This is a genomic window from Cedecea sp. AS113, assembly GCF_037152415.1.
Lineage (GTDB): Bacteria > Pseudomonadota > Gammaproteobacteria > Enterobacterales > Enterobacteriaceae > Cedecea.
The window spans coordinates 74,349-100,411 of sequence record NZ_JBBCMI010000016.1 but is presented as its reverse complement, the minus strand read 5'-3'; the positions used below and the strand labels follow the sequence as shown (position 1 = coordinate 100,411).

Here is a 26,063-nt window from a genome sequence, read left to right as displayed (position 1 = left end):
GTTACTCCATACCCAGCTCTTTTAGCTTACGAGTCAGCGTGTTTCGGCCCCATCCTAGCAGGCGAGCCGCTTCTTGTTTATGCCCCTGAGTATGTCTCAGCGCAGTGGTTAGCAGCGTGCGTTCCATTTCCGGCTGAGCCTCAGAAAGCAGATCCTGATGGCCGGAGCGCAACGCTCGTTCCGCCCACTGTGCTAACAGCATGGCCCAGCTGTCCGGGTTGGTCTGCGTGACCCCGCCGCTTTCGGTCACTGTCGTTTCAAACAGCTCGCTCGGGAGATCCTGAATAAGCACTTCCTGACCCGCTGCCATGACCGTCAACCAGCGACAGGTATTTTCCAATTGGCGCACGTTGCCGGGCCAGGCGAGACGCGTTAAGGCGTTTTCCGTTTCCGGATGCAGCAGCTTTGCTTCCACGCCCAGTTCGCGCGCGGCCACTTGCAGGAAATGGCGTGCCAGACGCGGAATATCTTCCCGACGCTCGCGAAGCGGAGGCAGATGCACGCGGATGACGTTCAGACGGTGGAACAAGTCCTCACGAAACTTGCCTTCCTGTACCCGCTGCTCAAGGTTCTGGTGGGTTGCCGCAATGATGCGGACATCCACTTTTACCGCCGCGTAGCCGCCCACGCGGTAAAACTGTCCGTCGGCCAGCACGCGCAGCAAACGAGTCTGAACGTCCAGCGGCATATCACCTATTTCGTCGAGAAACAGCGTGCCGCCGTCAGCCTGTTCGAAGCGCCCCTGGCGAATCTGGTTGGCGCCGGTGAAAGCCCCTTTTTCATGCCCGAACAGCTCTGACTCGATTAAATCTTTGGGAATAGCCGCCATATTGAGCGCGATAAACGGCGATTTAACCCGCGGGCTGTGGCGGTGCAGCGCGTGCGCCACAAGCTCTTTACCGGTCCCGGATTCGCCGTTAATCAGTACGCTGATGGAGGAGCGCGACAGACGGCCAATAATACGAAACACGTCCTGCATCGCCGGGGCTTCGCCGATGATGTCGGTCGTTGGCCCGTTATCCGGCGCATTTCGCGGCTGCTGCTGTTCCTGATAGTGGCTGATAGCGCGTTCAACCAGCGCTACCGCCTCGTCGATATCAAACGGTTTTGGCAGATAATCGAAAGCCCCTTGCTGATAGGCGCTAACGGCTGCGTCTAAATCCGAATGCGCGGTCATGATGATGACCGGCAGCATCGGGTGGCGCTGCTTAATCTGCTTTAACAGGGCAAGACCGTCCATGCCGGGCATACGAATGTCCGACAGCAACACGTCCGGGGTTTTGGTCGCCAGCGCGTCCAGCACCTCATTGCCACTCTCAAAGGTGGTGCAGCTTAATCCGGCTCCGGTTAACGCGCGCTCAAGGACCCAGCGGATGGAGCTATCGTCGTCAACGACCCAAACTATCCCTCGTTGCATAATGACCTCTACTTCCGAATAGGCAGGTAAACCGAAAATTCGGTATGACCAGGCCAACTGTTGAATTCGATTTTCCCCGAATGCTGGTCGATGAGGCTACGCGCGATGGAAAGACCCAGCCCGGTGCCGCCTTCTCGCCCACTGACCATCGGGTAGAACAACGTGTCCTGCAAATGTGCCGGGATACCCGGGCCGTTATCTTCAATATCTATGCGTGCCGCGAGGCGGTAGCGAGAACCGTGCAGCGTCAGCTGGAAAGCGGTACGGGTACGCAAGATAATCTCGCCCCCTTCGCTACCCAGCGCCTGCAGCGCATTGCGTACGATATTCAGTAAAACTTGCTCAATTTGGTCAGGGTCGTGCGCAAACTCCGGCAAACTCGGATCGTAATCCCGCACAAGAGTGACGTTATCCGGCAGCTCCATCGACACGAGTTTCACCACGCGTTCGGCAACTTTATGAATGCTTTCGGTGACGTGCATGCCCGGCTGCTGAGGCCCTAGCAGACGATCCACCAGATTACGTAGGCGGTCCGCCTGCTCAATAATGACTTTGGTGTACTCCGTCAGCGACGGGTCGGGGAGCGCTTTACTCAGCAGTTGCGCCGCGCCACGTAAGCCGCCTAACGGATTTTTAATCTCATGCGCAAGGCCACGAACTAAATCTCGGGCAGCAATCTGCTGCGCGTGTTGCAGCTGTTCCTGACTCAATCGGCGCTGATTATCCATCGGCGCCATTTCCATCAGGATGTACCCTTCCGGCAGCTTTTGTGCCGTCAGAGAAAGAATGTGCGATCGGCCATCAATGACCAGCGTTACTTCGTTGTCGGTAAACCCCTGGCCTGCCATCAGGCTTTCCTGCATGACGCCAATATTCAACGAGAAATAACTCAATAGATCCGGCAAAGGTGTGCCGTACAGCTTGCGTGAACTCTGCGCCAGCAACTGCTGAGCCGCAGGGTTGGCGTAGTGAACCGCCAGCTCGTCATCCACGAGCAGGATGCTGTTGATGAGAGAATTCAGAATCTGCCCAGCATCGGGCAGCGCGCCAGTTGCCATACAGCAGTCTCCGTGCACCGTTTTAGTGCATTATAGTCTTTGAGTGACAAAAAACAGCGTCACAGGAGGATCCGATGGAGAAAAAAGCCCATCCGAAGATGGGCCAAAGTTTCCACGGCAACAAAAAACAACTTCAATTAGACGCTGTAGTACAGCTCGAACTCTACCGGATGCGGAGTCATGCGCACGCGGTCGTTTTCTTCAGTGCGCAGAGCGATGTAAGCATCGATAGCGTCGTCGGTGAATACGCCGCCCGCAGTCAGGAACTCACGGTCTTCGCTCAGTGCATTCAGTGCTTCTTCCAGAGAGCCAGCAACCTGTGGGATCTCTTTCGCTTCTTCTGGCGGCAGGTCATACAGGTTTTTATCCATGGCTTCGCCTGGGTGGATCTTGTTCTTAATACCGTCCAGACCGGCCATCAGCAGCGCTGCGAAGCACAGGTATGGGTTAGCCGCTGGGTCCGGGAAGCGCACTTCGATACGACGTGCTTTCGGAGACGCAACCACCGGGATACGGATAGAAGCAGAACGGTTACGGGCAGAGTAAGCCAGCATAACTGGAGCTTCGTAGCCTGGGACCAGACGCTTGTAGGAGTTGGTGGTTGGGTTCGCCAGGGCGTTGATCGCTTTAGCGTGTTTGATAACACCCCCGATGTAGTACAGCGCTTGCTCAGACAGGCCAGCATATTTGTCACCGGAGAACAGGTTTACGCCGTTCTTGGACAGGGACATGTGGCAGTGCATGCCGGAACCGTTATCGCCAAACATTGGTTTTGGCATAAAGGTCGCGGTTTTGCCGTAAGCGTGAGCCACGTTGTGTACAACGTATTTGTAGATCTGAATTTCATCAGCTTTTTTGGTCATGGTGTTGAAGCGGGTTGCCACTTCGTTCTGACCAGCGGTCGCCACTTCGTGGTGATGAGCTTCAACAACCAGGCCCATCTGCTCCATGGTCAGACACATAGCAGAACGCAGGTCCTGAGAAGAGTCGACCGGTGGCACTGGGAAGTAACCGCCTTTCACCGCTGGACGGTGGCCTTTGTTACCGCCTTCGTATTTGGTGCCGGTGTTCCATGCGCCTTCGATATCATCGATAGCTACGTGGGAGCCGGAGATAGAGCTGCCGAAACGAATGTCGTCGAACAGGAAGAATTCTGGCTCTGGCCCGAACAGAACGGTGTCTGCGATGCCGGTAGAGCGCAGGTAGTCTTCAGCGCGTTTTGCAATAGAACGCGGGTCACGGTCGTAGCCCTGCATAGTGCCTGGCTCGAGAATGTCACAGCGGATAATCAAGGTAGAGTCCGCGAAGAACGGGTCGATTACCGCCGTCGTTGGGTCTGGCATCAGCACCATGTCGGATTCGTTGATACCTTTCCAGCCACCAATCGAGGAGCCGTCAAACATTTTGCCTTCTTCGAAGAAGTCAGCATTTACCTGATGAGCAGGAATAGTGACGTGCTGTTCTTTACCTTTAGTGTCGGTAAAGCGCAGATCAACAAACTTAACTTCATGCTCATTCAGCATCGTCAAAACGTGTTCAGCGGACATACTTAAACTCTCCCGGATTGGTGTAGTCGTCGTGGTAACGAGGTAATCAAACACTTCTTAATGTGGCTTTTCGCCATAAAATGTTTAAAGCGAAATCTGTGCCAACTTTTAAATCACCCTAAAAAGGCGCTATCATGCGCACCATAGTGCAAAAGGGCTGCACCAGGATGAATAATTTGCACCAATATAGTGCTTCAGTATGAAACCTGAGCACCATATTGGTGCAATTTACGTTATGGCTCCCTTTTTAGCTCCGTGAAAGCGATCACAAACCCTTACTTTCTGCATTGTTTGTAAAGGTTCTTTGTGATCCTGTTCTGTCCTTCGATTAATACGTGTACAATAACGCGCTATTTCTAATGCCTGAGGCAAAGTTGTGATCGAAAATCTGCGTAATATCGCCATCATCGCGCACGTTGACCACGGTAAAACTACCCTGGTTGATAAGCTGCTGCAGCAGTCTGGTACCTTCAGTGAGCGTGCTGAAACTACTGAACGCGTGATGGACTCCAATGACCTGGAGAAAGAGCGTGGGATTACCATCCTCGCTAAAAACACCGCTATCAAATGGAATGACTATCGTATCAACATCGTTGATACCCCAGGACACGCCGACTTCGGTGGTGAAGTTGAGCGCGTAATGTCAATGGTTGACTCCGTTCTGCTGGTGGTTGACGCAATGGATGGCCCAATGCCGCAGACGCGCTTCGTAACCAAGAAGGCGTTTGCCCATGGTTTGAAGCCGATCGTGGTTATCAACAAAGTTGACCGCCCTGGCGCGCGTCCTGACTGGGTTGTGGATCAGGTCTTCGACCTGTTCGTTAACCTTGATGCGACCGACGAACAGCTCGACTTCCCAATCATCTATGCATCCGCACTGAACGGCATCGCGGGTATGGATCACAATGATATGGCGGCGGATATGACGCCACTGTACCAGGCCATTGTCGATCGCGTACCGGCACCAAGCGTTGACCTCGATGGTCCACTGCAGATGCAAATTTCCCAGTTGGACTACAACAACTACGTTGGCGTAATCGGCATCGGCCGCATCAAACGCGGTAAAGTGAAGCCAAACCAGCAGATCACTATCATTGATAGCGAAGGGAAAACCCGTAACGGTAAAGTCGGTAAAGTACTGACTCACCTGGGTCTGGAGCGTATCGAGTCTACCGAAGCTGAAGCTGGCGACATCATCGCTATCACCGGCCTGGGCGAACTGAACATCTCCGACACCATTTGCGATCCGCAAAATGTTGAAGCGCTGCCAGCGCTGTCCGTAGATGAACCAACCGTTTCCATGTTCTTCAACGTCAACACCTCTCCGTTCTGCGGTAAAGAAGGTAAGTTCGTGACCTCTCGTCAGATTCTGGATCGTCTGAACAAAGAGCTGGTTCACAACGTTGCGCTGCGCGTTGAAGAAACCGAAGATGCGGACGCATTCCGCGTTTCCGGTCGTGGTGAACTGCACCTGTCTGTTCTTATCGAAAACATGCGTCGTGAAGGTTTCGAGCTGGCGGTATCCCGTCCGAAAGTTATCTTCCGCGAAATCGACGGCCGTAAACAAGAGCCGTTCGAGAACGTGACTCTGGACGTTGAAGAGCAGCATCAGGGTGCCGTGATGCAGGCGCTCGGTGAGCGTAAAGGCGACCTGAAAAACATGAATCCAGACGGCAAAGGCCGCGTGCGTCTTGACTACGTTATCCCAAGCCGTGGTCTGATCGGCTTCCGTAACGAATTCATGACCATGACCTCCGGTACCGGTCTGCTGTACTCCACCTTCAGCCACTATGACGATATCCGTCAGGGCGAAGTGGGCCAGCGCCAGAACGGCGTACTGATCTCTAACGGTCAGGGTAAAGCGGTTGCGTTTGCGCTGTTCGGTCTGCAGGATCGCGGCAAGTTGTTCCTGGGCCACGGGGCTGAAGTTTACGAAGGCCAGATCATCGGTATTCACAGTCGTTCTAACGACCTGACCGTAAACTGCCTGACCGGTAAGAAGCTGACCAACATGCGTGCTTCCGGTACTGACGAAGCGACCACCCTGGTTCCTGCGCAGAAAATGACCCTGGAGCAAGCTCTGGAGTTCATCGATGATGACGAACTGGTAGAAGTGACTCCGCTGTCCGTGCGTATCCGTAAGCGCCACCTGACTGAAAACGACCGTAAACGTGCGGGTCGTGGTAGCAAAGAAGCTTAAGTTTCTTTTCTGCAGTCTGCTGAAGCCCTGCCTGTAAAGGCGGGGCTTTTTTATTTCTGCCTTAGAATGCGCAACCTCGCCTTCCTCTGATAGTCAAAGTCAGCCTTTCCCGCTACAGTTATTTCTCCATGTCGGAAAGGAGGTGCGCATGCTGTATATCTTTGATTTAGGTAACGTCATCGTTGATATCGACTTTAATCGCGTGCTCGGCGTCTGGAGCGATTACAGCCGGGTGCCGTTAGCCAACCTGCAGAAAAGTTTCGCGATGGGAGAAACCTTCCATCAGCATGAACGTGGGCAGATAACGGACGAAGTGTTTGCCGAACGCTTATGCCACGAGATGGACGTGGCGCTGAGCTACGAGCAGTTTGCCGCGGGCTGGCAGGCGATTTTCATTGGCCTGCGCAAAGAGACCATTGGCGTCATGCAGAAGCTGCGCGAGCAGGGGCATCGCGTGGTGGTGCTTTCCAACACCAACCGCCTGCATACGGGTTTCTGGCCTGATGAATACCCGGAAGTGGCGCAGTCGGCCGATAAAATCTACCTCTCCCAGGAAATGGGGATGCGCAAGCCGGACGCGGAAATCTACCTTAAGGTGCTAGAGGAAGAAGGCTTCTCTGCCGATCAGGCCGTATTCTTCGATGATAATGCCGACAATATTCACGGTGCACGAGCGTTGGGCATCACCAGCATTCAGGTGATCGACAAGCAGACTATCCCCGACTGGTTTGCTAAACAGGGATGATTAAAAGCGTGCCCCGTAAAACTGTGCATCGCCTCAGGCCTCTCTGGGCCTGGGGCAAACTGCTGTGGCAGCGTATCGACCAGGACAACATGACGACCCTGGCGGGTAACCTTGCCTATGTGTCATTGCTGTCTCTGGTGCCGCTGGTGGCGGTTGTCTTTGCGCTGTTTGCCGCCTTCCCGATGTTTGCCGATATCAGCGTTCAGCTGCGCCACTTCATTTTTGCCAATTTTATGCCCGCCACTGGCGATGTAATTCAGCGTTACATCGAACAGTTTGTCGCTAACTCCAACAGAATGACGGCGGTGGGGGCCATTGGTCTGATCGTCACCTCGCTGCTGCTGATGTATGCGGTAGATAGCGCGTTGAACACTATCTGGCGCAGTAAGCGCGCGAGGCCAAAGGTGTACTCCTTTGCCATTTACTGGATGATCCTGACGCTCGGGCCGCTGCTGGCCGGGGCCAGCCTGGCGATAAGCTCTTACCTCCTTTCTCTACGCTGGGCCTCAGAACTCAACAGCATGCTTGATGAAGTCCTGCGTATTTTTCCTCTGCTGCTGTCCTGGCTTGCGTTCTGGCTGCTCTACAGCCTGGTGCCGACGACCAGCGTGCGGGCAAAGGACGCCATGATAGGCTCGCTGGTTGCCGCGCTGCTGTTTGAACTGGGTAAGAAGGGATTTGCCCTCTATATCACCATGTTCCCCTCTTACCAGCTGATTTACGGCGTGCTGGCGGTGATCCCCATATTATTTGTCTGGGTCTACTGGACCTGGTGTATCGTGTTGCTGGGGGCGGAAATCACCGCTTCGTTGGGCGACTACCGTAAATTGCGACAGGCTGCAGAGCAGGAAGAACTGGAAGAACAATGATTGCATTAATTCAGCGCGTTACCCGTGCCAGCGTCACCGTGGAGGGTGAAGTGACGGGTGAAATTGGTCCCGGACTTTTGGTGTTGCTGGGTGTCGAAAAAGAAGATAACGAACAGAAAGCCAATCGCCTGTGCGAGCGTGTATTAGGGTATCGAATTTTCAGCGACGAGCAGGGCAAGATGAACCTGAACGTCCAGCAGGCGGGCGGCAGCCTGCTGGTGGTGTCTCAATTTACGCTGGCGGCGGACACGGAACGCGGGATGCGTCCGAGCTTCTCCGGTGGCGCAGCGCCACAGCAGGCTGAAACCCTTTATGAATATTTTGTCGAGCGCTGCAAACAACAAGGTATCGACGCCCCAACCGGGCGTTTCGCCGCCGATATGCAGGTTTCGCTAATTAATGACGGGCCGGTGACGTTCTGGCTGCAGGTGTAACCCTCGCCATCCGGCTCGCGCAACGAGAGAACAATGTATGTATCACCTTCGTGTGCCACAAACAGAAGAAGAACTAGATCGTTATTACCAGTTCCGCTGGGAAATGTTGCGCAAACCGCTGCATCAGCCAAAAGGTTCCGAGCGCGATGCCTGGGATGCAATGGCGCATCATCAGATGGTGGTCGATGAAGAGGGCAATACCGTTGCCGTGGGCCGCCTCTATATCAATGCCGATAACGAAGCCGCGATTCGCTTTATGGCGGTGCACCCGTCGGTTCAGGATAAAGGCTTAGGGACGCTGGTGGCGATGGCGCTGGAGTCCGTGGCGCGCCAGGAAGGCGTTAAGCGCGTGACCTGTAGCGCACGTGAAGATGCCGTTCCATTTTTTGCAAAGCTTGGCTTTGTGAATCAAGGGGAAATCACCACCCCGCAAACCACGCCGGTACGCCACTTCCTGATGATTAAGCCGGTCGCTACGCTTGATGACATCTTGCATCGGGGCGACTGGTGCGGACAGCTTCAACAGGCCTGGTACGAACATATTCCGCTGAGCGAGAAAATGGGCGTGCGTATTCAGCAGTACACTGGGCAAAAATTTATCACCACGATGCCGGAAACGGGCAACCAAAACCCGCACCACACGCTTTTTGCGGGGAGTTTGTTCTCGCTGGCCACGTTAACCGGCTGGGGGCTTATCTGGCTGATGCTGCGTGAGCGGCATCTCGGCGGGACGATTATTCTGGCCGATGCCCATATCCGTTATAGCAAACCGATCACCGGAAAACCGGGGGCTACGGCTGACCTGGGGTCGCTGAGTGGCGATCTCGACAGGCTGGCCCGGGGCCGCAAAGCTCGCGTAGCGCTTGAAGTCGAGCTTTACGGCAATGACACGCCCGGCGCGGTGTTTGAAGGCGTCTATCTGGTGCTGCCAGCTAAGCCGTTCGGCCCTCTGGAAGAGGGCGGAAACGAAGAGGAATAGGTTAGGATACAAGCTACGCGCCGGGCACATCTCCGTGGCGCATAGTCTGCTGAATCTGTTGCCCACTGGCGCTGGTGGCCTGCAAGGTGCCATTTACGGTGGGCTTCAGCGCAGTACCTGCGGCCACCTGCCCGGTCGCCGAAAGCTGCAGATTTCCGTTCCCCTCGAGCGGCAGAGCGGGCCAGCCCCAGGCGTGTAACACATTCACCGGCACGCTCTGGCCCTTCAGGCTAACGCTCACCGCACGCAGAGGCGTCTGGCTTACGTTTGCCCTGGCTTCCAGTAAGCCTTCACCCGCGAACGCACTTAGCTCCGTGATCGCGATCTGGCTCTGGTTCGCCGTCAGCGACAGCGACGGGCGCCGCACGTCAATGCGGTTAAAGGTGGCCGCCGCGGCATTAAACGAGGCATTGCCGGACCAAATACCCCACTGATGATCTCGTGCCAGCTGGATATTGGTGGCGGTGCCATCCAGCCCGGTGAGCTGGAATGGCCAGTTCGGGTCGATATCGATAACCAGATTACGGTTTGCCGAAAACTTTTTCACCGTAACGCTGTTCAACCAGTCAGGCAGTTTCTCCATCCACAGGGCCTTCCAGTTGGACGGGAGTGTGTATTCCAGCCCGCCTACGACCACTTCATCCATCACCGCTTGATTACCGTCGCGCAACCATTGCCCGGAAGCTCGAACCAGGCCGCCCTCCCAGCGCGAACTAAATTGCCGGAGCGTGGCACCTGCCGGGGCAAAATCGACGTTCACGATCGGATCCTGCAAATGCAGAGAACCGTTAATGAATTCGCTGGCGTTCATCGACAGCTGGCCGTCATCGCTTTGCCATCCCCCGTTCGCCAGCGACAGATTCCGCAGGCTAAGGGCAAGGTCGCTTACCGCCCACTCTTTCCCTTCCAGTCGTGCATCGGTTATTTCAAGGCGATCGATAGTTAACGAGGGAACAGATGTTACTGGCGCAAGAAAATCGGTGAGTGATTTTGCCGTTTGAAGGCGAATGTCATTGAGGCGCAGGCTGCCCACCTGCCATGAGCCGTCGGCGTTGCGGTGGGCATTACCCGTCAGCGAGCCGCGAGCAACGTCCGCCCCGATAGTGGTCAGCGTGACCTGTTCATTATCCAGCGTCCCTTGCAGCAGGACGTTGCTGGCGTTAATCCCGTTGAGCGTCAGAGAACCTGCGCTGAAAGCGATAGTGGCCTTGTTACCCAGCACTTTTCCGGCCTGCGGCAGCCAGGGGGCCACGCCGCCTTCAACGCGCTGGGCGCTGAGATTCCACTCGCTATCCGGGCTGTTAATCGCCATACCCTGCAACTGCAGCTTATCTGCCTCAAGCGGGAGTGGAACCGCATTTGCGCTGAGATTTAACGTCCCTTGCTGGAGCAAAATAGTGTCGACATAGAGAGGCTGAGAAAACTGGCGCGTACTCAGGCCAATATCCACGCTCTTCGCGACCAGAGTCGCAGGCTGGCCGGTGCGGCCAAAAGTAACGTTATGGAACACCAGATGGGTGGGCGAAGACCAGTCATGCGCCATCTCATTGAAAGAGAGGTGGTAGCTCGTTTTTTCATTCACCCAACTGCTGATTTGGCCCGCGCCCCAGCGGGTTTGCAGCAGGATGTAAAAGGCAACCAGCGCCAGTATCACAAGGCCCAACAGGATAAGAACCAGCTTTCCGAGGAATTTCATTGCCTTCCACCCCTTTCAGTTTCGCTAAGGGTGTTATGCCCGATTTACCGCTGTAGCTCAAGGAGGGGATTGTCAAAGGAGATTTCGCGCCGGCAAAAAATCATTGCCGGCGCGTATGGGCGTTACTCTTTTTCTGGCGGGAAAATCAGATTAAGCACGATGGCCGTGATCCCACCGGCAGCAATGCCCGAAGAGAGTAGGGTTTTCAGCCAGTCAGGCGCGAACTGAAGGATCAGTGGCTGCTGGGACACGCCAAGGCCAACGGCGAGCGACAGGGCGATGATCATAATCGCACGGCGATTCAGCGGTTCGCGGGAGACAATACGCACCCCGGAAGCGGCAATGGTGCCGAACATCACAATCGTTGCGCCGCCGAGAACAGGTTCAGGAATATGCTGTACAAAGCCGCTTACTGCCGGGAACAGGCCCAGCAAGATCAGCATCAGGGCGACAACAAAGCCCACATAGCGGCTGGCAACGCCGGTCAATTGAATAACCCCGTTGTTCTGGCCAAAGCAGGAATTCGGAAAGGTATTGAACACGGCAGAAACGCAGGAATTCAGACCATTAGCCAGTACGCCGCCCTTCAGGCGTTTCATGTACAGCGGGCCGGAAACGGGCTGTTCGGAGACGTCGGAGGTGGCGGTGATGTCGCCGATGGTTTCCAGCGAGGTCACCATAAACACCAGCATCAGCGGGATCAGCAGGCTCCAGTCGATGCCAAGTCCGTAATACAGCGGCGTAGGAACCATGATGAGGTCGGTGTTCGCGGCCTGAGTCGTGGCTGGCAGCATGTCCAGAGCCCAGGCGAGCAGATAGCCCACGGCCATCGCGATGACCAGGGACGCGACGCGCAGGTACGGATTACGCTGGCGGTTCAGCAGGATAATAACCAGCAGAACTGCGCCTGCCAGCAGCAGATTTTTCGGTGCGCCGAAAGTGTGATCGGCCATGGCGCCATAGCCACCGCCGATAGAGGTCAGCCCAACCTGAATCAGGGACAGACCGATAATCATGACCACCACGCCGGAAACCAGAGGAGTGATGATACGACGAGCAAGATGCAGCACGCGTGAAATCAGCATTTCCGTGCAGCTGGCAAGCATCAGCGTGCCAAAGAGTGCCGCCATCATCGTCGGCACGTCCGCACCGCCATTTTTCAGCGCCATGCCGCCCATAATCAGCGGAGAGACAAAGTTAAAGCTGGTGCCCTGAATCGACAGCAAACCTGAACCTACTGGCCCCCAGGCTTTGATTTGAATAATCGAAGCCACGCCAGAGGCAAACAAAGACATGCTGATAATGTGCTGTGTGTCCGATGCCGGTAACCCCAACGCCTGGCAAATTAACAATGCCGGTGTAATCACAGCCACAAACATCGCCAGCAGGTGTTGGCAGGCGGCAAAAAGGGTTTGTGGCAGCGGCGGGCGGTCTTCAAGGCGATAAATTAGTTCGCTCGGGCGAGTCTGCGCAACCGGTTGCGCATTATCTGACTCTACGGCATTCACGGACATCAGTGACGATCTCATGGCTGGAAAAGCGCTAATTTTAACGGACTGAACGGCAAAAGCAAACGATTGCTAGCTTGATGGGATAAGAGCGAAATGTCATGAATTGAGCATTAGTTATAACGAAGGCGCATTTTTTGGTTAAAATGCGCCGGCTGATTTCATCCATGAAGGAAATAACAGCGAAGGATAATTAAGCGCGAATGATGGATGCGCAATAAAAGGAGCCCTGCAATGTTTCATCTTGATACCCTTTCTACCCTGGTGGCCGCCACGTTAGTGCTGCTTCTGGGGCGTAAAATGGTCCACTCGGTCCCTTTCCTCAAAAAATACACTATTCCTGAACCCGTGGCCGGTGGGCTGCTGGTGGCGATAGCCCTGCTTGTCCTGAAAAAGAGCATGGGCTGGGAAATTGAGTTTGATATGAGCCTCAAAGATCCTTTGATGCTCGCTTTCTTTGCCACAATCGGCCTGAATGCGAATATCGCCAGTTTGCGCAAAGGCGGGAAGGTGGTGGGGATTTTCCTGTTTATCGTCGTTGGGCTACTGGTCATGCAGAACGCCATTGGCATCGGTATGGCCAGCATGTTGGGGCTCGATCCGCTGATGGGGCTGCTGGCCGGTTCGATAACGTTGTCCGGCGGGCACGGTACCGGTGCAGCCTGGGGCAAACTCTTTACCGAACGCTATGGTTTCCAGAATGCGACGGAAGTCGCTATGGCCTGTGCGACTTTTGGCCTGGTGCTGGGCGGTTTAATTGGTGGCCCGGTTGCCCGCTACCTGGTTAAACATTCGTCTACGCCGAATGGTGCGCCTGAAGACAACGAGATCCCAGGCGCGTTTGAAAAGCCAGATGTCGGGCGGGTCATTACCTCTTTGGTGATGATTGAAACCATCGCCCTGATTGCTATCTGCCTGACGGTAGGGCGTGTCGTTGCTGGGTTATTGCAGGGCACACCTTTTGAGCTGCCGACGTTTGTCTGCGTGCTGTTTATTGGCGTGATTCTCAGTAATTTGCTCGCGGCCGTGGGTTTCTATCGTGTCTTCGAACGGGCAGTTTCCGTACTGGGCAACGTCAGCCTTTCGCTGTTCCTGGCGATGGCGTTAATGAGCCTTAAACTTTGGGAACTGGCCTCTCTGGCGTTACCGATGCTGGCTATTCTGGCCGTACAAACGTTGTTTATGGCGCTGTACGCCATTTTTGTCACCTGGCGTTTGATGGGCAAAAACTACGATGCGGCGGTGCTGGCCGCTGGTCACTGTGGTTTTGGCATGGGCGCCACACCGACGGCGATTGCTAATATGCAGGCGATTACCGAGCGATTTGGTCCGTCGCATATGGCATTTTTGGTGGTGCCGATGGTGGGGGCGTTCTTTATCGACATCGTGAATGCGGTGGTGATCAAGCTGTTCCTGATGCTACCGCTGTTTGCTTAAGCGTTGGAGTAACGCTCGGTTTCCGGCATCCAGCGTTCGATCAGCGCCTTAGCCTGTTCAGGATAGCGTTCGTGGATATGGCGCGCCAGGCGCTGAACCTGCGGGATCATTCCCTGGTCCCGCAGCAGATCGGCCACTTTGAATTCTGCGTTACCCGTCTGGCGAGTTCCTAGCAGCTCGCCAGGCCCGCGGATCTCCAGGTCTTTTTGCGCAATCACAAAACCATCATTACTGTCTCTCAGCACCTGCAGGCGAAGCTGTGCCGTTTTGGATAGCGGGGATTTATACAGCAGCACGCAGTGAGAGGCCACGGCGCCACGGCCAACACGGCCGCGGAGCTGGTGGAGTTGCGCAAGCCCTAAACGCTCAGGATTTTCGATGATCATCAGGCTGGCGTTGGGCACATCCACGCCGACTTCAATCACCGTGGTGGCGACCAGAAGATGCAGTTCGCCCTGCTTGAAGGCCTGCATTACCGCCTGTTTTTCCTGTGGCTTCATGCGCCCGTGTACCAGACCAACGTTAAGCTCCGGGAGGGCGGTTTTTAGCTCTTCCCAGGTCACTTCCGCAGCCTGGGCTTCCAGCAGTTCAGACTCTTCAATCAGCGTACAAACCCAGTATGCCTGACGTTTTTCGTCGCGGCAGGCGTTGCGTACTCGCTCAATTATCTCGCTGCGGCGGGTGTCCGCTATTGCCACGGTAGTGACTGGCGTTCGTCCCGGCGGCAATTCATCGATGACTGAGGTATCGAGGTCAGCATAGGCAGTCATCGCCAGCGTGCGTGGAATCGGCGTTGCGGTCATGATCAGCTGATGAGGATGGAAGCCCTGAATCTGACCTTTTTCCCACAGCGCCAGGCGTTGATGCACGCCAAAACGGTGCTGCTCATCAATGATAACCAGCGCCAGCCCGGCAAACTGAACCTGCTCCTGGAAAATAGCGTGAGTGCCAACCACCATCGAAACCTGGCCGCTGGCAATGGCTTCCTGTTGCGCAATCCGGGCTTTGCCTTTTTGCTTCCCTGCCAGCCAGCCTACCTCGATACCTAATGGTTCAAACCACTGACGGAAGTTATTGGCGTGTTGCTCAGCCAGCAATTCTGTGGGGGCCATCAGGCCAACCTGCTTACCGTGTGCGATAGCACGAAGGGCTGCCAGGGCGGCAACCAGCGTTTTACCGGAACCTACGTCGCCCTGCACCAGACGCATCATAGGTACGTCCAGCGCCATATCTCGTTCTATTTCTGCGACGACTCGCTCCTGAGCTCCGGTAGGCTTAAAGGGCAGGGCAGCAAGTAACTGGTTTTTTAGTGCGTCGTGATTAACCAGCGGTAGCGCATGATAGCGCTGTGCCCCGGCTCGTAGCGCCAGCATACTCAGATTATGGGCAAGTAGCTCTTCGAGGATTAATCTCTGCTGAGCCGGGTGTTTACCGGTTTCCAGATCGGCCAGTTTCATGTCCGGCGGCGGCCTGTGCAAGGTGCGTAATGCCTCCGGCAGGCTCATCATGCCCTGACTCAGTTCGGCGGGCAGAAGTTCGGTAATTGCGCAGGTATCCAGCAGCTCGAGTGCCTGATCGGTCAACTTACGTAGCGTAGCCTGGCGGATTCCCTCGGTCGTCGGGTAAACCGGCGTGAGCGTTTCCTGCAGATCCGGCGTACTGAGGTCGCCCTGAATGCGGTATTCAGGGTGGAACATCTCGGCACCGTATTTGCCGCGTTTGGCTTCACCGTAGGCGAGCACGCGCTTGCCGGCAGAAAGGCTGTTTTTCATCGCGGCGTTGAAATTGAAAAAACGCATCGTGAGAATGCCGGTGCCGTCGCTAATCTGGCAGGTCATCATCCGGCGTCCGCCGAAGGTGATATTGCTGTTCAGCACTTCGCCTTCCACCGTGGCGTACAGGCCCGGCTGAAGGTCGTTAATGGGGTAAAGATGGGTACGGTCTTCGTAGCGAAGCGGCAGGTGCAGCAGCAGATCCTGGATGGTATGCAGGCCTATTTTGGCCAGCTTTCCGCTCTGGCTGGCGCCTACTCCGGCAAGCGTGCTTAGCGGTATGGCATCCAGCAGGCGGCCTTTCATGGCTTATTTCGCCGACTGCATCGTGGCCCACCATGCGGCATCAGCTTCTATCTCACCGTGCTGATTCACATGTGGGTACGGTAAGCCTTTCCGGCGGGAAACGTTCGCCAGCACAGGATAGCCACCTTCAAACAGCAGTCTCTGCTGCTCAGCTTCCGGTAACGTACTGTTTTCACGCTGATACATGCCTGCGTTTTGGCGCTGGCGCTGGGCTTCGTACAAAATCAGCGCCGAGGCGACGGACACGTTCAGGGATTGCACCATACCGATCATAGGAATAATGATGTCCTGATCGGCAAGCGCGAGCGCCTCTTCGGTAATGCCGGTTTTTTCCTGACCCATCAGAATGCAGGTGGGGCGAGTGTAATCTATCTCACGGAAGTCGACGGCTTTATCGGAAAGATGAGTCGCCAGAATTTGCATGCCGCCGCTTTTGAGCTGCCGGACGGCTTCGCCGATAGTTTTGTGTGTTTTGACTTGAACCCAGGAATTACTTCCTGCGGCGGAAGACGCCATGGTGCGCATACGGCTCCCTGGCCAAACGGCGTGCACTTCATGCACGCCTACGGCGTCGGCGGTACGGATGATGGCGGAGACGTTATGGGGCTTGTGCACCTGCTCCATACAAACGGTCAGGTCCGGCTGGCGTCTGGCGAGCATCTCGCAAATACGCGCATAACGTTGAGGATTCATAACTCTAGTTTCTGTTGCGGGTCACTTTAATCACATCCGGCATCACGCGAATCTTGCGCATGATGTTCGCCAGATGGACGCGATCCCGGGCTGTCAGGCGAATGAAGGCGCTGTATACGCGGCCGTCTTTCTCTTCGGTGTTCAGGCTCTGGATGTTAGAGCCCGCAGTGTTTATTGCCGCGGTCAGGTTTGCCAGCGCACCCTGGTGGTTAAACATGTCCACCTTGATCTCGGTGATAAACTCTTGCTCGATCTCTTTATCCCATTCCACGGCCATAAACTTCTCGGGCTCTTTCTGGTAGCCACGAATGTTTCGACAAGACTCATGATGGATAACCAGCCCTTTACCTGGGCTGACGTGAGCGACGATAGGATCTCCCGGAATTGGGCGGCAGCACTTGGCAAAGGTAATCAGAACGCCGTCTGCACCTTTGATTGGCAAGTTGCTGTGATTTGCTGAAGGCGCTGTGCCTGACTGAGCAGCAACCGGTGATTCCCCTTGCAGGTTTTTCGCCACGACGACGCTCATTGCGTTCCCGAGGCCAATTTCGGCCAGCAGGTCGTCAAGTGACGCAAGCTTCATGCGGTCCAGTTCACGCTGGAGATTTTCGGCAGGAATTTCAGCCAGTTTACGGCTGCCACCGAGCGCATGGTTGAGCAGGCGACGCCCTAAACTGACGGAATCATCACGCTTCAGATTTTTCAGCATTTGGCGAATTTTGGCGCGAGCTTTGGAACTGACAACAAAATTAAGCCATGCGGCGTTTGGACGCGCCCCGGGTGCGGTGATGATTTCGATAGTCTGCCCGCTGGTCAACGACTGTGAAAGCGGGTAAGGCTGGCGATCGACGCGAGCGCCTACGCAGGCGTGACCGATATCGGTATGTACCGCGTAGGCGAAGTCCACCGGCGTTGCACCTGCGGGCAGCTCTACAATGCGGCCTTCCGGGGTGAAAACGTAAATCTCATCCGGGAACAGATCGGATTTTACGCTCTCGATGAATTCAAATGAACTACCGGCGCTTTGCTGCAGCTCCAGCAGGCTTTGCATCCAGCGCTGAGCGCGGATTTGTGCCGTCGTGCTGCTTTCGCCTTGCTCTTTATAAGCCCAGTGCGCAGCAACCCCCATTTCCGCCATCTGATCCATGTCTTCAGTACGGATTTGCACTTCAACCGGGACGCCGTGCGGCCCAATCATTGAGGTGTGCAGGGACTGATAGCCGTTCGCTTTCGGGATGGCGATATAGTCTTTCACCCGCCCTGGACGAGGTTTATAGAGGCTGTGCATCTGCCCGAGGACGCGATAGCAGGTATCCATGTCATGGACAATGACGCGAAACGCGTAGATATCCATGATCGAATGGAAACGCTGTTCTTTGAGCGTCATCTTGCAGTAAATGGAGTAAAGGTGCTTTTCGCGACCGCTAACGCGGCAGGCAATGCCTGCCTCCTGAAGACGCCCGTCGATTTCAGAGAGGATTTTTTGAATCATCTCTTTGCGGTTACCTCGCGCCGCTTTTACCACTTCTTTAATAACGCGGTAGCGGTTCGGATAAAGCGCTTCAAAGCCAAGCTCTTCCAGTTCGGTTTTCAGGTGATGAATACCGAGACGGTGAGCGAGTGGGCTATAAATTTCGAGGGTTTCACGGGCAATACGGCGGCGTTTATCTGGGCGCAATGACCCAAGCGTGCGCATATTGTGCGTGCGGTCGGCAAGCTTGATCAAAATGACGCGAATATCCTGCACCATCGCCATGATCATTTTGCGGAAGTTTTCGGCCTGAGCCTCTTTCTTATCGCGGAACTTCAGTTTATCTAGCTTAGAAACCCCTTCCACCAGTTCGGCAACGCTTTTGCCAAACAGCTGTTCCATATCCTGGTAGGTGGCCGGGGTGTCTTCAATCACGTCATGCAGAAGCGCTGCCATTAGCGTTTCATGGTCGAGTTTCATCTCGGCCAGGATACAGGCAACGGCGACGGGATGGGTGATATAGGGTTCACCGCTTGAACGTGTTTGTCCCTCGTGAGCATCACGTGCGACAAGGTATGCCTGCCGGAGGCGCTTAATTTGCTCCTCTGGCAGATAGTTTTGAATCAGCTGATTCAGGCTTTCAAACAGATACAAGGGCTACCCGCAGGCTAATTAACGACGACCTTCAGCAATAGCAGTCACGGCCTGCAGTTCTGCGGCTTCCTGCTCTTGCTGTTCCTGGCGCTCACGAACATCGAGAATCTGGTTGGTGATCAACCCTTCTTCGATTTCACGCAGTGCGATAACGGTCGTTTTATCGTTTTCTTCCGGTACCAGCGGATCTTTACCGCCAACCTGCATCTGACGAGCGCGACGCGCGGCCACAAGTACCAGGTCAAAACGGTTACCAATTTTCTCTACAGCGTCCTGAACGGTTACGCGTGCCATAATTAAAATGCTCCACAGGTGAAGAAATGACTGGGCATGATACTGAAACTGGTGTCAGTCTGCCAATAGTTTGCTGATTAAAGCGTCATGTCGCATCTTTTGGCGACCCATTCGTAGACGCTCGGCACGAATGATTATCTTTAAATCAGACAGGGCAGTGTCGAAGTCATCATTAACGATAAGGTAATCATACTCCGCATAGTGACTCATTTCTGCAACGGCTTGCGCCATGCGTTTTGCAATCACCTCTTCGCTATCCTGACCGCGACCACGCAGGCGCCGGTCCAGCTCGTCTTTTGACGGCGGCAGAATAAAGATACTGCGGGATTGCGGCATTTTCTTACGAATTTGCTCTGCACCCTGCCAGTCGATATCTAAAAACACATCTACGCCGGTCGCCAGCACATTTTCGATCGCCTGGCGGGATGTACCGTAGTAGTTACCAAATACTTCCGCGTGCTCAAGAAAAGCGTCTTCAGCGATCATCTGCTGGAATTCGTCTTTGCTGACAAAGAAGTAATGTTCCCCGTGATTTTCACCTGGGCGTTCACCGCGAGTGGTGTGCGAGATGGAAACCTGGGTGTCATACAGCGGTTGCGTCTTTAACAAAGCCTGGATGAGGCTGGATTTACCCGCGCCACTTGGAGCGGAAACAATATAAAGCGTGCCTTGAGCCATGAGTTCTAACTTAATCGGTATGCATAAAGGGAAGAGCGTCTACCGGCATATTATACACACCGCTGCCCCAGTACGTAGGTTTTGTCATTGCCAGGTACGTTTTTTCTCGTGTTTTACGCGATGTTTTCCACCTTTTTGTCATTCTCGATGCAACGAGATTAGTTTTTAGGGACGTATCTCGTACGCAGGATCTTTCATGCTCGCGATTGATGCTGGACACGGTTATACCTCCCCGGAGAAAGGAAATGGAGGGTGGTATGAAAGGGGTCGCGTTAGCAGTTTTTGTCATTTTACTGGGGGTTTCATCAACGGTAATGGCATCGTGTCCAGCATGGTCTGATGTCAGAACACAGAAGGAGATTGAACGCCTTACGCACCAGCTATCCCTCTGGGATGACGCCTATTACCAGCAGGGAAAAAGTTTGGTGAGCGATGCCGTTTACGATGACTTAAAGGAGACATTGTCTGTCTGGAGGCGCTGCATTAAACAGGGGCAAGAGGCGGAATCTGCAAGGATGGGAGCAGCAGGAAACTCGTCTCATCCTGTTGCGCATACAGGGCTGAAAAAGTTACCGGATAAACGTGCAGTCGAGCTATGGGCTGCAGGCCGACAGAACTTATGGGTTCAGCCCAAAGTAGATGGGGTGGCTATCACACTGGTCTATCAACAAGGGCGGCTGGTGAAAATGCTAAGCCGTGGCAATGGCATTAAAGGAGAGGACTGGACGCATAAAGCTGCCGGTATTGATGCCATACCCCTTCATCTTGCCGGATCTCTTGCGAACAGTGTGCTGCAAGGCGAGCTTTTCCTGAAACGGGAAGGCCATATTCAAAGCCTGGCTGGAGGTGTGAATGCGAGATCTAAAGTTGCCGGGGAAATGCTTCGTACCGGGGCGGTTAGCGATCCAGACGCGCTGGGCATTTTTATCTGGGCATGGCCAGATGGCCCCAAAAGCCATGCTGAAAAAGGCAGTATATTGCGTGATGCCGGGTTTTCTCTGACGGCTCTATGGTCCCGGCCTGTAACAAACATTGATGAAATTGCCCGCTTACGTGAGGGGTGGTTTCGCCAGTCTCTTCCCTTTGTCACGGATGGCATTGTGATTCGTCAGGAACGTGAACCCGAGGCTAAATTCTGGCAGCCGGGGCAGGGGGAGTGGGCCATCGCGTGGAAATATCCTCCTGCTGAGCAAATCGCCGTGGTCCATAACGTTGATTTTGCCGTAGGGCGAACGGGTAAGGTGTCCGTCGTGCTTGAATTGGAAGAGGTTCAGCTCGACGATAAACGTGTTCGACGAGTGAATATCGGTTCACTAAAGCGCTGGCAGGAATGGGATGTTGTGGCCGGTGATAAAGTAAAAATAAGTCTGGCGGGACAGGGAATACCTCGGATGGACGAAGTCGTCTGGCGCGTCAGCCAGCGAGACTCATCCATACCGGAAATGGTGGCTTTTACACCGGTGACTTGCCTTTATGCTTCATCTGAATGCGCAGAACAATTTATTGCCCGTCTGACGGGGATGAGCCAAAAGCAAGTTCTGGATTTGGCTGGCGTTAGTCAAAGCACCTGGCGCCATTTACACATGACGTCACGCTTTCAGCACGTTTTTTCATGGCTGGATTTGAACAAGACAATTCTGTCTGGTTTACCGGGAATTTCAGTGAAAAAAGCCGAGCTGTTATGGCATCAGTTTTCTCTGTCCCGAAAACAGCCGTTTATCCGCTGGGTATTGGCCTTAGGGATGCCGCTGCCGCGAAGTTCGCATGCCGTTCTTAAAGACAAGCACTGGCAGCAGCTTGGCGACTGGGATCAATCCCGATGGCAAACTTTACCCGGAGTGGGGGCTAAGCGGGCAAGTCAGTTAGTCGATTTTATGAAGCATCCACAGGTGATTGCCCTGGCCGCCTTCCTTGGCCAGCATAACATCCCGGGTTTTGGTCATTAGTGATCGGCGTGTTTGTAATGGAATACAGGTAGACCAAGCCGCAGGCGCAGTGCCAGTAGCCGAGAGCTAAAGCCGAACAATAAGGTTGCTATAACCACGACGTCATGGCTGCTGACGTAGTGCTGCAGCGCGATATACAGCACGGCTGAAGCAAAGGCGATACCAGCGTACAGTTCTTTCTGGAACACGAGGGGAATTCGTTTGCAGAACATATCTCTTAGCACACCGCCAAAGACGCCGGTGACAACGGCGGCAATGGTTGCAATGATTGGGCCTTCGCCCATATCCAAAGCAACCTGCGCACCGATAATAGAAAAGACAACGAGACCCAGCGCATCCAGTACCAAAAAGAGTTTGCGTAGGTGCGGCATTACGGGAGCCATGATGGTTGTGAGTACTGCCGCAACGGCAACAATCACTACGTACTCAGGGTGTTTCACCCAGCCGAGGGGATAGTGGCCCAGCAGAATATCGCGGACAGAACCGCCGCCCAGCGCCGTGGCAGTGGCGATAATAATGACGCCAAACGTATCCATGCGACGACGCCCGGCGGCCAGGGCCCCGGTCATGGCTTCCGCCGTAATACCAATCAAATAAAGAATGTGTAGCAGCATATTTGTCCCCTCAGAATACCGGCAGAGGGTAACGTTTTGTGCACTATGTCACGATTGAGATTTTCTAAGCTGAATGAATATGGATTAGTTTTATTTATCCAAAATATAAAATTTGTCCTTTATATTTGGGTGTTGTCAGGTTCTTTTAAAATTAAATGGATTAGTAGAAGTATTTAAGGAGGCGCAATGAAAATATCGGCGATGTTAAAAGCGCTAGCAAATGGCGTCAATCCAGAAACTGGAGAGGTGCTTGGCGCTAAATCAACAGCCAATAAGCCGGAAGCGATAAGAGCGCTGTTTGCCCTGGCTGAGGAGCTGTCGGTGAGCCCGGAAAAACAGAAAAAGCCCAGGCTAACCCCTGAGGAGAGACAGCAGCGTAACCTTGCCGAAGGGCGTCCGGCTAAGTCTCACTTTCCCTGGGCCGAAGAAGAGAAACTGATCCTTGCAGAGCGATTTGAGCAAACTGGCGCTATCGAAACCCTGGGGGATGAGTTTGAACGTTCTCCGAGAGCGGTAGCTATTCAGCTTGAAAAGATGAGGCTTATCACTGCGGAGCAGCTATTGGCGTATACCTAGTACGCATCAAAAGAAAAAGCCTGCTGAACGCAGGCTTATGTCACGCTATTCGATATTCTGAATCTGTTCGCGCATCTGCTCGATCAGGACTTTCAGCTCGATAGCTGAATTGGTCACGTCGGCATTGATAGACTTGGAGGCCAGAGTATTCGACTCGCGGTTAAACTCCTGCATCATAAAGTCGAGGCGACGACCAACGGCTTCTTTCTTTTTCAGGATGTTGTAGGTCTCTTTGACGTGGGCTTCCAGACGGTCCAGCTCTTCCGCGACGTCAATGCGCTGTGCCATCAGCACCAGTTCTTGTTCAAGGCGGTTGTTCTCAAGCTGAACTTCGGCCTCTTCCAGCTTGTTAACCAGGCGCTCGCGCTGCCATTTCACTACTTCTGGCATTTGAGCACGGACTTTAACCACTTCGGCGCTGACGCCTTCCAGGCGTTGTTCAATCAGCCCTTTCAGGGCCTGACCTTCGGTTTCACGGGCAACAATAAAGTCGTCCAGGGCGCCATCAAGGGCGGAAAGGATTTCAGCGGTAATCGCATCAAGATCCTGCTCCTGAGCGGCCATCACGCCTGGCCAGCGTAGAATATCAACCGGGTTGATTTCACCTTCATCGCTTTGCATTTTGACCCAGTTAGCGGCCTCAACCAGCTGCTTAGCCAGCTTTTCATTAAGAATCAGCGATCCTTGTGAACGGGCATCGGGCTCAAAGCGCAGGTTGCACTCAATTTTTCCGCGGGTGAGGCGGTTGCGAATGCGCTCACGAGCAACAGGCTCAAGACTGCGGAACTGTTCCGGCATGCGGATATACGTTTCAAGATAGCGCTGGTTTACCGAGCGTAATTCCCAGGAGGCGGAGCCCCATTCACCTTTTACTTCACGCCGGGCGTAGGCGGTCATACTGCGGATCATAGTACGTACCCGTTTTCAGCTAATGTATGGGGGGATTATAGCCATCAGGGGTCTTGCAGGATAGGAATAAGCGCCTGAAGTCCGTATAATGCGCAGCCACATTCGTTTTAGCCGGAGAAAAGCCCATGCGTCCATCAGGTCGTAGCGCCGAACAAGTGCGCCCAGTTACCCTGACCCGTCATTACACTAAACACGCTGAAGGTTCCGTGCTTGTCGAGTTCGGTGATACCAAAGTGTTGTGCACCGCGACCCTTGAAGAAGGCGTGCCTCGCTTTCTGAAAGGCCAGGGTCAGGGCTGGATCACCGCTGAATACGGCATGCTGCCGCGTGCAACCCATAGCCGTAATGCCCGTGAAGCGGCAAAAGGCAAACAAGGTGGCCGTACTCTCGAGATTCAACGTCTCATCGCCCGTTCATTACGCGCAGCGGTGGATCTAAAAGCATTAGGTGAATTTACTATCACCCTCGACTGCGACGTTCTGCAGGCCGACGGCGGCACTCGCACCGCGTCCATCACCGGTGCCTGTGTAGCGCTGGCCGATGCGTTAAACGGTCTGGTCGCTTCTGGCAAACTGAAAACTAATCCTATGAAAGGGATGGTTGCGGCGGTTTCCGTTGGTATCGTCAACGGTGAAGCTCTCTGCGATCTGGAATATGTCGAAGACTCGGCAGCCGAAACCGACATGAATGTTGTCATGATGGAAGACGGGCGCATGATTGAGGTGCAGGGTACTGCGGAAGGTGAGCCGTTCTCCCACGAAGAGTTATTGGCGCTACTGGCGTTGGCTCGAGGGGGCATTGATTCCATCATCGCGTCGCAGAAGGCGGCGTTAGAAAATTAATTTTTTAAAAGCGACTGAGAAGTCGCTTTTTTATGTCCGTGTCACAATGCTAAGGAGCAAATCCATGAAACCGTATCAGCGCCAGTTTATTGAGTTTGCGCTTAACAAACAGGTACTCAAGTTTGGCGAATTCACGCTGAAATCCGGGCGCACTAGCCCCTATTTCTTCAACGCCGGGCTGTTTAATACCGGGCGCGATCTGGCGTTATTAGGGCGTTTCTATGCTGCCGCTCTGATGGACTCCGGCATCGATTTTGATCTGCTCTTTGGCCCGGCTTATAAAGGTATTCCTATCGCGACAACGACCGCGGTGGCACTGGCTGAGCATCACGAGCGCGATGTGCCTTACTGCTTTAACCGCAAAGAAGCGAAAGATCATGGCGAAGGCGGTAATTTGGTGGGCAGTGCGCTTCAGGGCCGCGTTATGCTGGTGGACGACGTGATAACGGCTGGGACCGCTATTCGTGAGTCAATGGAGATCATTGCCGCGAACGGTGCGAGCCTTGCCGGGGTGCTTATTTCTCTTGACCGACAGGAGCGTGGCCGTGCGGATATCTCCGCCATTCAGGAAGTTGAGCGCGACTATCAGTGCAAAGTCATTTCGATCATCACGCTCAAAGACCTGATTTCTTACCTGGAAGAGAAGCCAGAAATGGCGGACAAGCTGGCTGCAGTGCGTAAATATCGCGAAGAGTTCGGCGTCTAAGTCGGAAAATAAATAAGGGCCTTCCGGCCCTTATTGACTAGTAAAGCTGAGCAGCAATCAGCGGCCAGCGGGTATCAAAATCATCCGTAGGCAGATAGCGGAAATCACTTCTCACAAATCGTGACAGCATTCCTTCACAGAAAGCCAGTAGCTGGCTCGCCAGCAAGGATTCATCGGTGCTAAACCCTTCGCCTTCGCGCATTTTCTTTTCACGCATGACCTGGCGCAGCTGAACCTCAATGCGTTCAAATAGCTGGTTGATGCGATCCTGCAGGCGATCCTGCTCAAACATCAGCGCGTGCCCGGTGAGGATACGCGTCAGACCTGGGTTCCGTTCACCAAAACCCAACACCAAAAGTACGATCAACCGCAGGCGGGCCAGCGTGTCTTTTTCATCTTTTAGAATCAGGTTAATGCGGGTAATCAGGCTATCTTCGATAAACTCAATCAGGCTATCGAACATTTTCATTTTGCTGGGAAAATGCCGATAAAGTGCGGCTTCGGACACGCCAACGGTTGCCGCTAGTTTAGCGGTCGTAATGCGTTGGCTGCCGTCGCTGGATTCGAGCATTTGGGCCAGAGACTGAAGTATTTCCTCGCGACGATTCCTTTTCGCGGTCTGTTTTTCTGCCATGTTCTAAAATACCCCTGAAAAATACCTTGTCAGGTAAGCACCGAACCGCGCCCACAAACGCTTGGTTTGCGGTCTGTT

At 54.2% G+C, this 26,063-nt stretch carries 23 protein-coding genes; 10 read left to right on the top strand and 13 right to left on the bottom strand.

The window, feature by feature from the left end; all coding sequences use genetic code 11:
• Position 1: 1 nt before the first annotated feature.
• The 3 genes from glnG to glnA all read right to left on the bottom strand — a co-directional run bounded on the left by glnG (position 2) and on the right by glnA (position 4,022).
• Positions 2–1,417 carry a nitrogen regulation protein NR(I) gene (gene glnG, locus WFN87_RS17895; protein WP_008457391.1) on the bottom strand — a complete coding sequence of 472 codons (1,416 nt, stop codon included), beginning with the start codon at positions 1,415–1,417 and terminating at the stop codon, positions 2–4.
• An 8-nt stretch (positions 1,418–1,425) separates the two neighbouring features.
• Positions 1,426–2,475, bottom strand: coding sequence for a nitrogen regulation protein NR(II) (gene glnL / locus WFN87_RS17890; RefSeq protein WP_008457392.1), 1,050 nt, complete (start codon positions 2,473–2,475; stop codon positions 1,426–1,428).
• Positions 2,476–2,612: 137 nt separating this feature from the next.
• Positions 2,613–4,022 (bottom strand): glutamate--ammonia ligase, encoded by a 1,410-nt coding sequence (glnA, locus tag WFN87_RS17885; RefSeq protein WP_008457394.1) that lies wholly within the window; start codon positions 4,020–4,022, stop codon positions 2,613–2,615.
• Positions 4,023–4,398: 376 nt separating this feature from the next.
• Here glnA and typA point away from each other — a divergent pair, with 376 nt between their 5' ends.
• The 5 genes from typA to fabY all read left to right on the top strand — a co-directional run bounded on the left by typA (position 4,399) and on the right by fabY (position 9,249).
• Positions 4,399–6,222, top strand: a complete 1,824-nt coding sequence (gene typA, locus WFN87_RS17880) for a ribosome-dependent GTPase TypA (protein WP_336983459.1) — start codon at positions 4,399–4,401, stop codon at positions 6,220–6,222.
• Between the two features lie 148 nt (positions 6,223–6,370).
• Positions 6,371–6,967, top strand: coding sequence for a glucose-1-phosphatase (gene yihX / locus WFN87_RS17875; RefSeq protein WP_166995819.1), 597 nt, complete (start codon positions 6,371–6,373; stop codon positions 6,965–6,967).
• Positions 6,964–7,836, top strand: coding sequence for a virulence factor BrkB family protein (locus WFN87_RS17870; RefSeq protein WP_008457398.1), 873 nt, complete (start codon positions 6,964–6,966; stop codon positions 7,834–7,836). Before yihX ends, WFN87_RS17870 begins: the two co-directional genes overlap by 4 nt.
• Positions 7,833–8,270 carry a D-aminoacyl-tRNA deacylase gene (gene dtd, locus WFN87_RS17865; protein ID WP_336983460.1) on the top strand — a complete coding sequence of 146 codons (438 nt, stop codon included), beginning with the start codon at positions 7,833–7,835 and terminating at the stop codon, positions 8,268–8,270. Before WFN87_RS17870 ends, dtd begins: the two co-directional genes overlap by 4 nt.
• A 37-nt stretch (positions 8,271–8,307) precedes the next feature.
• On the top strand, positions 8,308–9,249 hold the full coding sequence (gene fabY, locus WFN87_RS17860; protein WP_008457400.1) for a fatty acid biosynthesis protein FabY: 942 nt from the start codon (positions 8,308–8,310) through the stop codon (positions 9,247–9,249).
• Positions 9,250–9,262: 13 nt separating this feature from the next.
• Here fabY and WFN87_RS17855 read toward each other — a convergent pair whose 3' ends face one another.
• Together WFN87_RS17855 and WFN87_RS17850 are read right to left on the bottom strand one after the other, a co-directional pair.
• On the bottom strand, positions 9,263–10,945 hold the full coding sequence (locus tag WFN87_RS17855) for an AsmA family protein (protein ID WP_336983461.1): 1,683 nt from the start codon (positions 10,943–10,945) through the stop codon (positions 9,263–9,265).
• A gap of 122 nt (positions 10,946–11,067) precedes the next feature.
• Complete coding sequence (locus WFN87_RS17850) at positions 11,068–12,459, bottom strand: nucleobase:cation symporter-2 family protein (RefSeq protein ID WP_336983462.1); 1,392 nt, start codon at positions 12,457–12,459, stop codon at positions 11,068–11,070.
• Between the two features lie 228 nt (positions 12,460–12,687).
• Here WFN87_RS17850 and gltS point away from each other — a divergent pair, with 228 nt between their 5' ends.
• Complete coding sequence (gltS, locus tag WFN87_RS17845) at positions 12,688–13,890, top strand: sodium/glutamate symporter (protein ID WP_213716157.1); 1,203 nt, start codon at positions 12,688–12,690, stop codon at positions 13,888–13,890.
• On the opposite strand, the gene recG is transcribed toward gltS, so the two are convergent.
• Genes recG through gmk form a run of 5 tightly spaced genes read right to left on the bottom strand, consistent with a single transcriptional unit; the run spans position 13,887 to position 19,758 of the window.
• A complete protein-coding gene (gene recG, locus WFN87_RS17840) occupies positions 13,887–15,968 on the bottom strand; it encodes an ATP-dependent DNA helicase RecG (protein ID WP_336819421.1) in 2,082 nt (693 codons plus the stop codon). The genes gltS and recG overlap by 4 nt on opposite strands.
• Positions 15,969–15,971: 3 nt before the next feature.
• Positions 15,972–16,661, bottom strand: coding sequence for a tRNA (guanosine(18)-2'-O)-methyltransferase TrmH (gene trmH, locus WFN87_RS17835; RefSeq protein ID WP_336983463.1), 690 nt, complete (start codon positions 16,659–16,661; stop codon positions 15,972–15,974).
• 4 nt (positions 16,662–16,665) lie between these two features.
• A complete protein-coding gene (spoT, locus tag WFN87_RS17830) occupies positions 16,666–18,786 on the bottom strand; it encodes a bifunctional GTP diphosphokinase/guanosine-3',5'-bis pyrophosphate 3'-pyrophosphohydrolase (protein ID WP_166995804.1) in 2,121 nt (706 codons plus the stop codon).
• Between the two features lie 18 nt (positions 18,787–18,804).
• A complete protein-coding gene (gene rpoZ, locus WFN87_RS17825) occupies positions 18,805–19,080 on the bottom strand; it encodes a DNA-directed RNA polymerase subunit omega (protein ID WP_008457417.1) in 276 nt (91 codons plus the stop codon).
• A gap of 54 nt (positions 19,081–19,134) precedes the next feature.
• Positions 19,135–19,758 carry a guanylate kinase gene (gmk, locus tag WFN87_RS17820; protein ID WP_008457418.1) on the bottom strand — a complete coding sequence of 208 codons (624 nt, stop codon included), beginning with the start codon at positions 19,756–19,758 and terminating at the stop codon, positions 19,135–19,137.
• Between the two features lie 257 nt (positions 19,759–20,015).
• On the opposite strand from gmk, the gene ligB reads away from it, so the two are divergent.
• The gene (ligB, locus tag WFN87_RS17815) at positions 20,016–21,704 is read left to right on the top strand and encodes an NAD-dependent DNA ligase LigB (protein ID WP_336983464.1); all 1,689 of its coding nucleotides are present in this window, start codon (positions 20,016–20,018) and stop codon (positions 21,702–21,704) included.
• Here ligB and WFN87_RS17810 read toward each other — a convergent pair.
• Entirely contained in the window at positions 21,701–22,318 is a 618-nt protein-coding gene (locus tag WFN87_RS17810) for a trimeric intracellular cation channel family protein (RefSeq protein WP_008457422.1), read from the bottom strand. The two genes, ligB and WFN87_RS17810, sit on opposite strands and share 4 nt — an antisense overlap.
• Positions 22,319–22,504: 186 nt before the next feature.
• Here WFN87_RS17810 and WFN87_RS17805 point away from each other — a divergent pair, with 186 nt between their 5' ends.
• Positions 22,505–22,894, top strand: a complete 390-nt coding sequence (locus WFN87_RS17805) for a hypothetical protein (RefSeq protein ID WP_008457423.1) — start codon at positions 22,505–22,507, stop codon at positions 22,892–22,894.
• A gap of 45 nt (positions 22,895–22,939) precedes the next feature.
• Here the strand turns inward: WFN87_RS17805 and WFN87_RS17800 are convergent, their stop codons facing one another.
• Positions 22,940–23,803, bottom strand: a complete 864-nt coding sequence (locus WFN87_RS17800; RefSeq protein ID WP_008457425.1) for a YicC/YloC family endoribonuclease — start codon at positions 23,801–23,803, stop codon at positions 22,940–22,942.
• A 125-nt stretch (positions 23,804–23,928) separates the two neighbouring features.
• Here WFN87_RS17800 and rph point away from each other — a divergent pair, with 125 nt between their 5' ends.
• Together rph and pyrE are read left to right on the top strand one after the other, a co-directional pair.
• Positions 23,929–24,645, top strand: coding sequence for a ribonuclease PH (rph, locus tag WFN87_RS17795; RefSeq protein ID WP_008457427.1), 717 nt, complete (start codon positions 23,929–23,931; stop codon positions 24,643–24,645).
• Positions 24,646–24,709: 64 nt separating this feature from the next.
• Entirely contained in the window at positions 24,710–25,351 is a 642-nt protein-coding gene (pyrE, locus tag WFN87_RS17790; protein WP_008457428.1) for an orotate phosphoribosyltransferase, read from the top strand.
• Between the two features lie 37 nt (positions 25,352–25,388).
• Here pyrE and slmA read toward each other — a convergent pair whose 3' ends face one another.
• Positions 25,389–25,985 (bottom strand): nucleoid occlusion factor SlmA, encoded by a 597-nt coding sequence (gene slmA / locus WFN87_RS17785; protein ID WP_008457430.1) that lies wholly within the window; start codon positions 25,983–25,985, stop codon positions 25,389–25,391.
• Positions 25,986–26,063 lie beyond the last annotated feature (78 nt).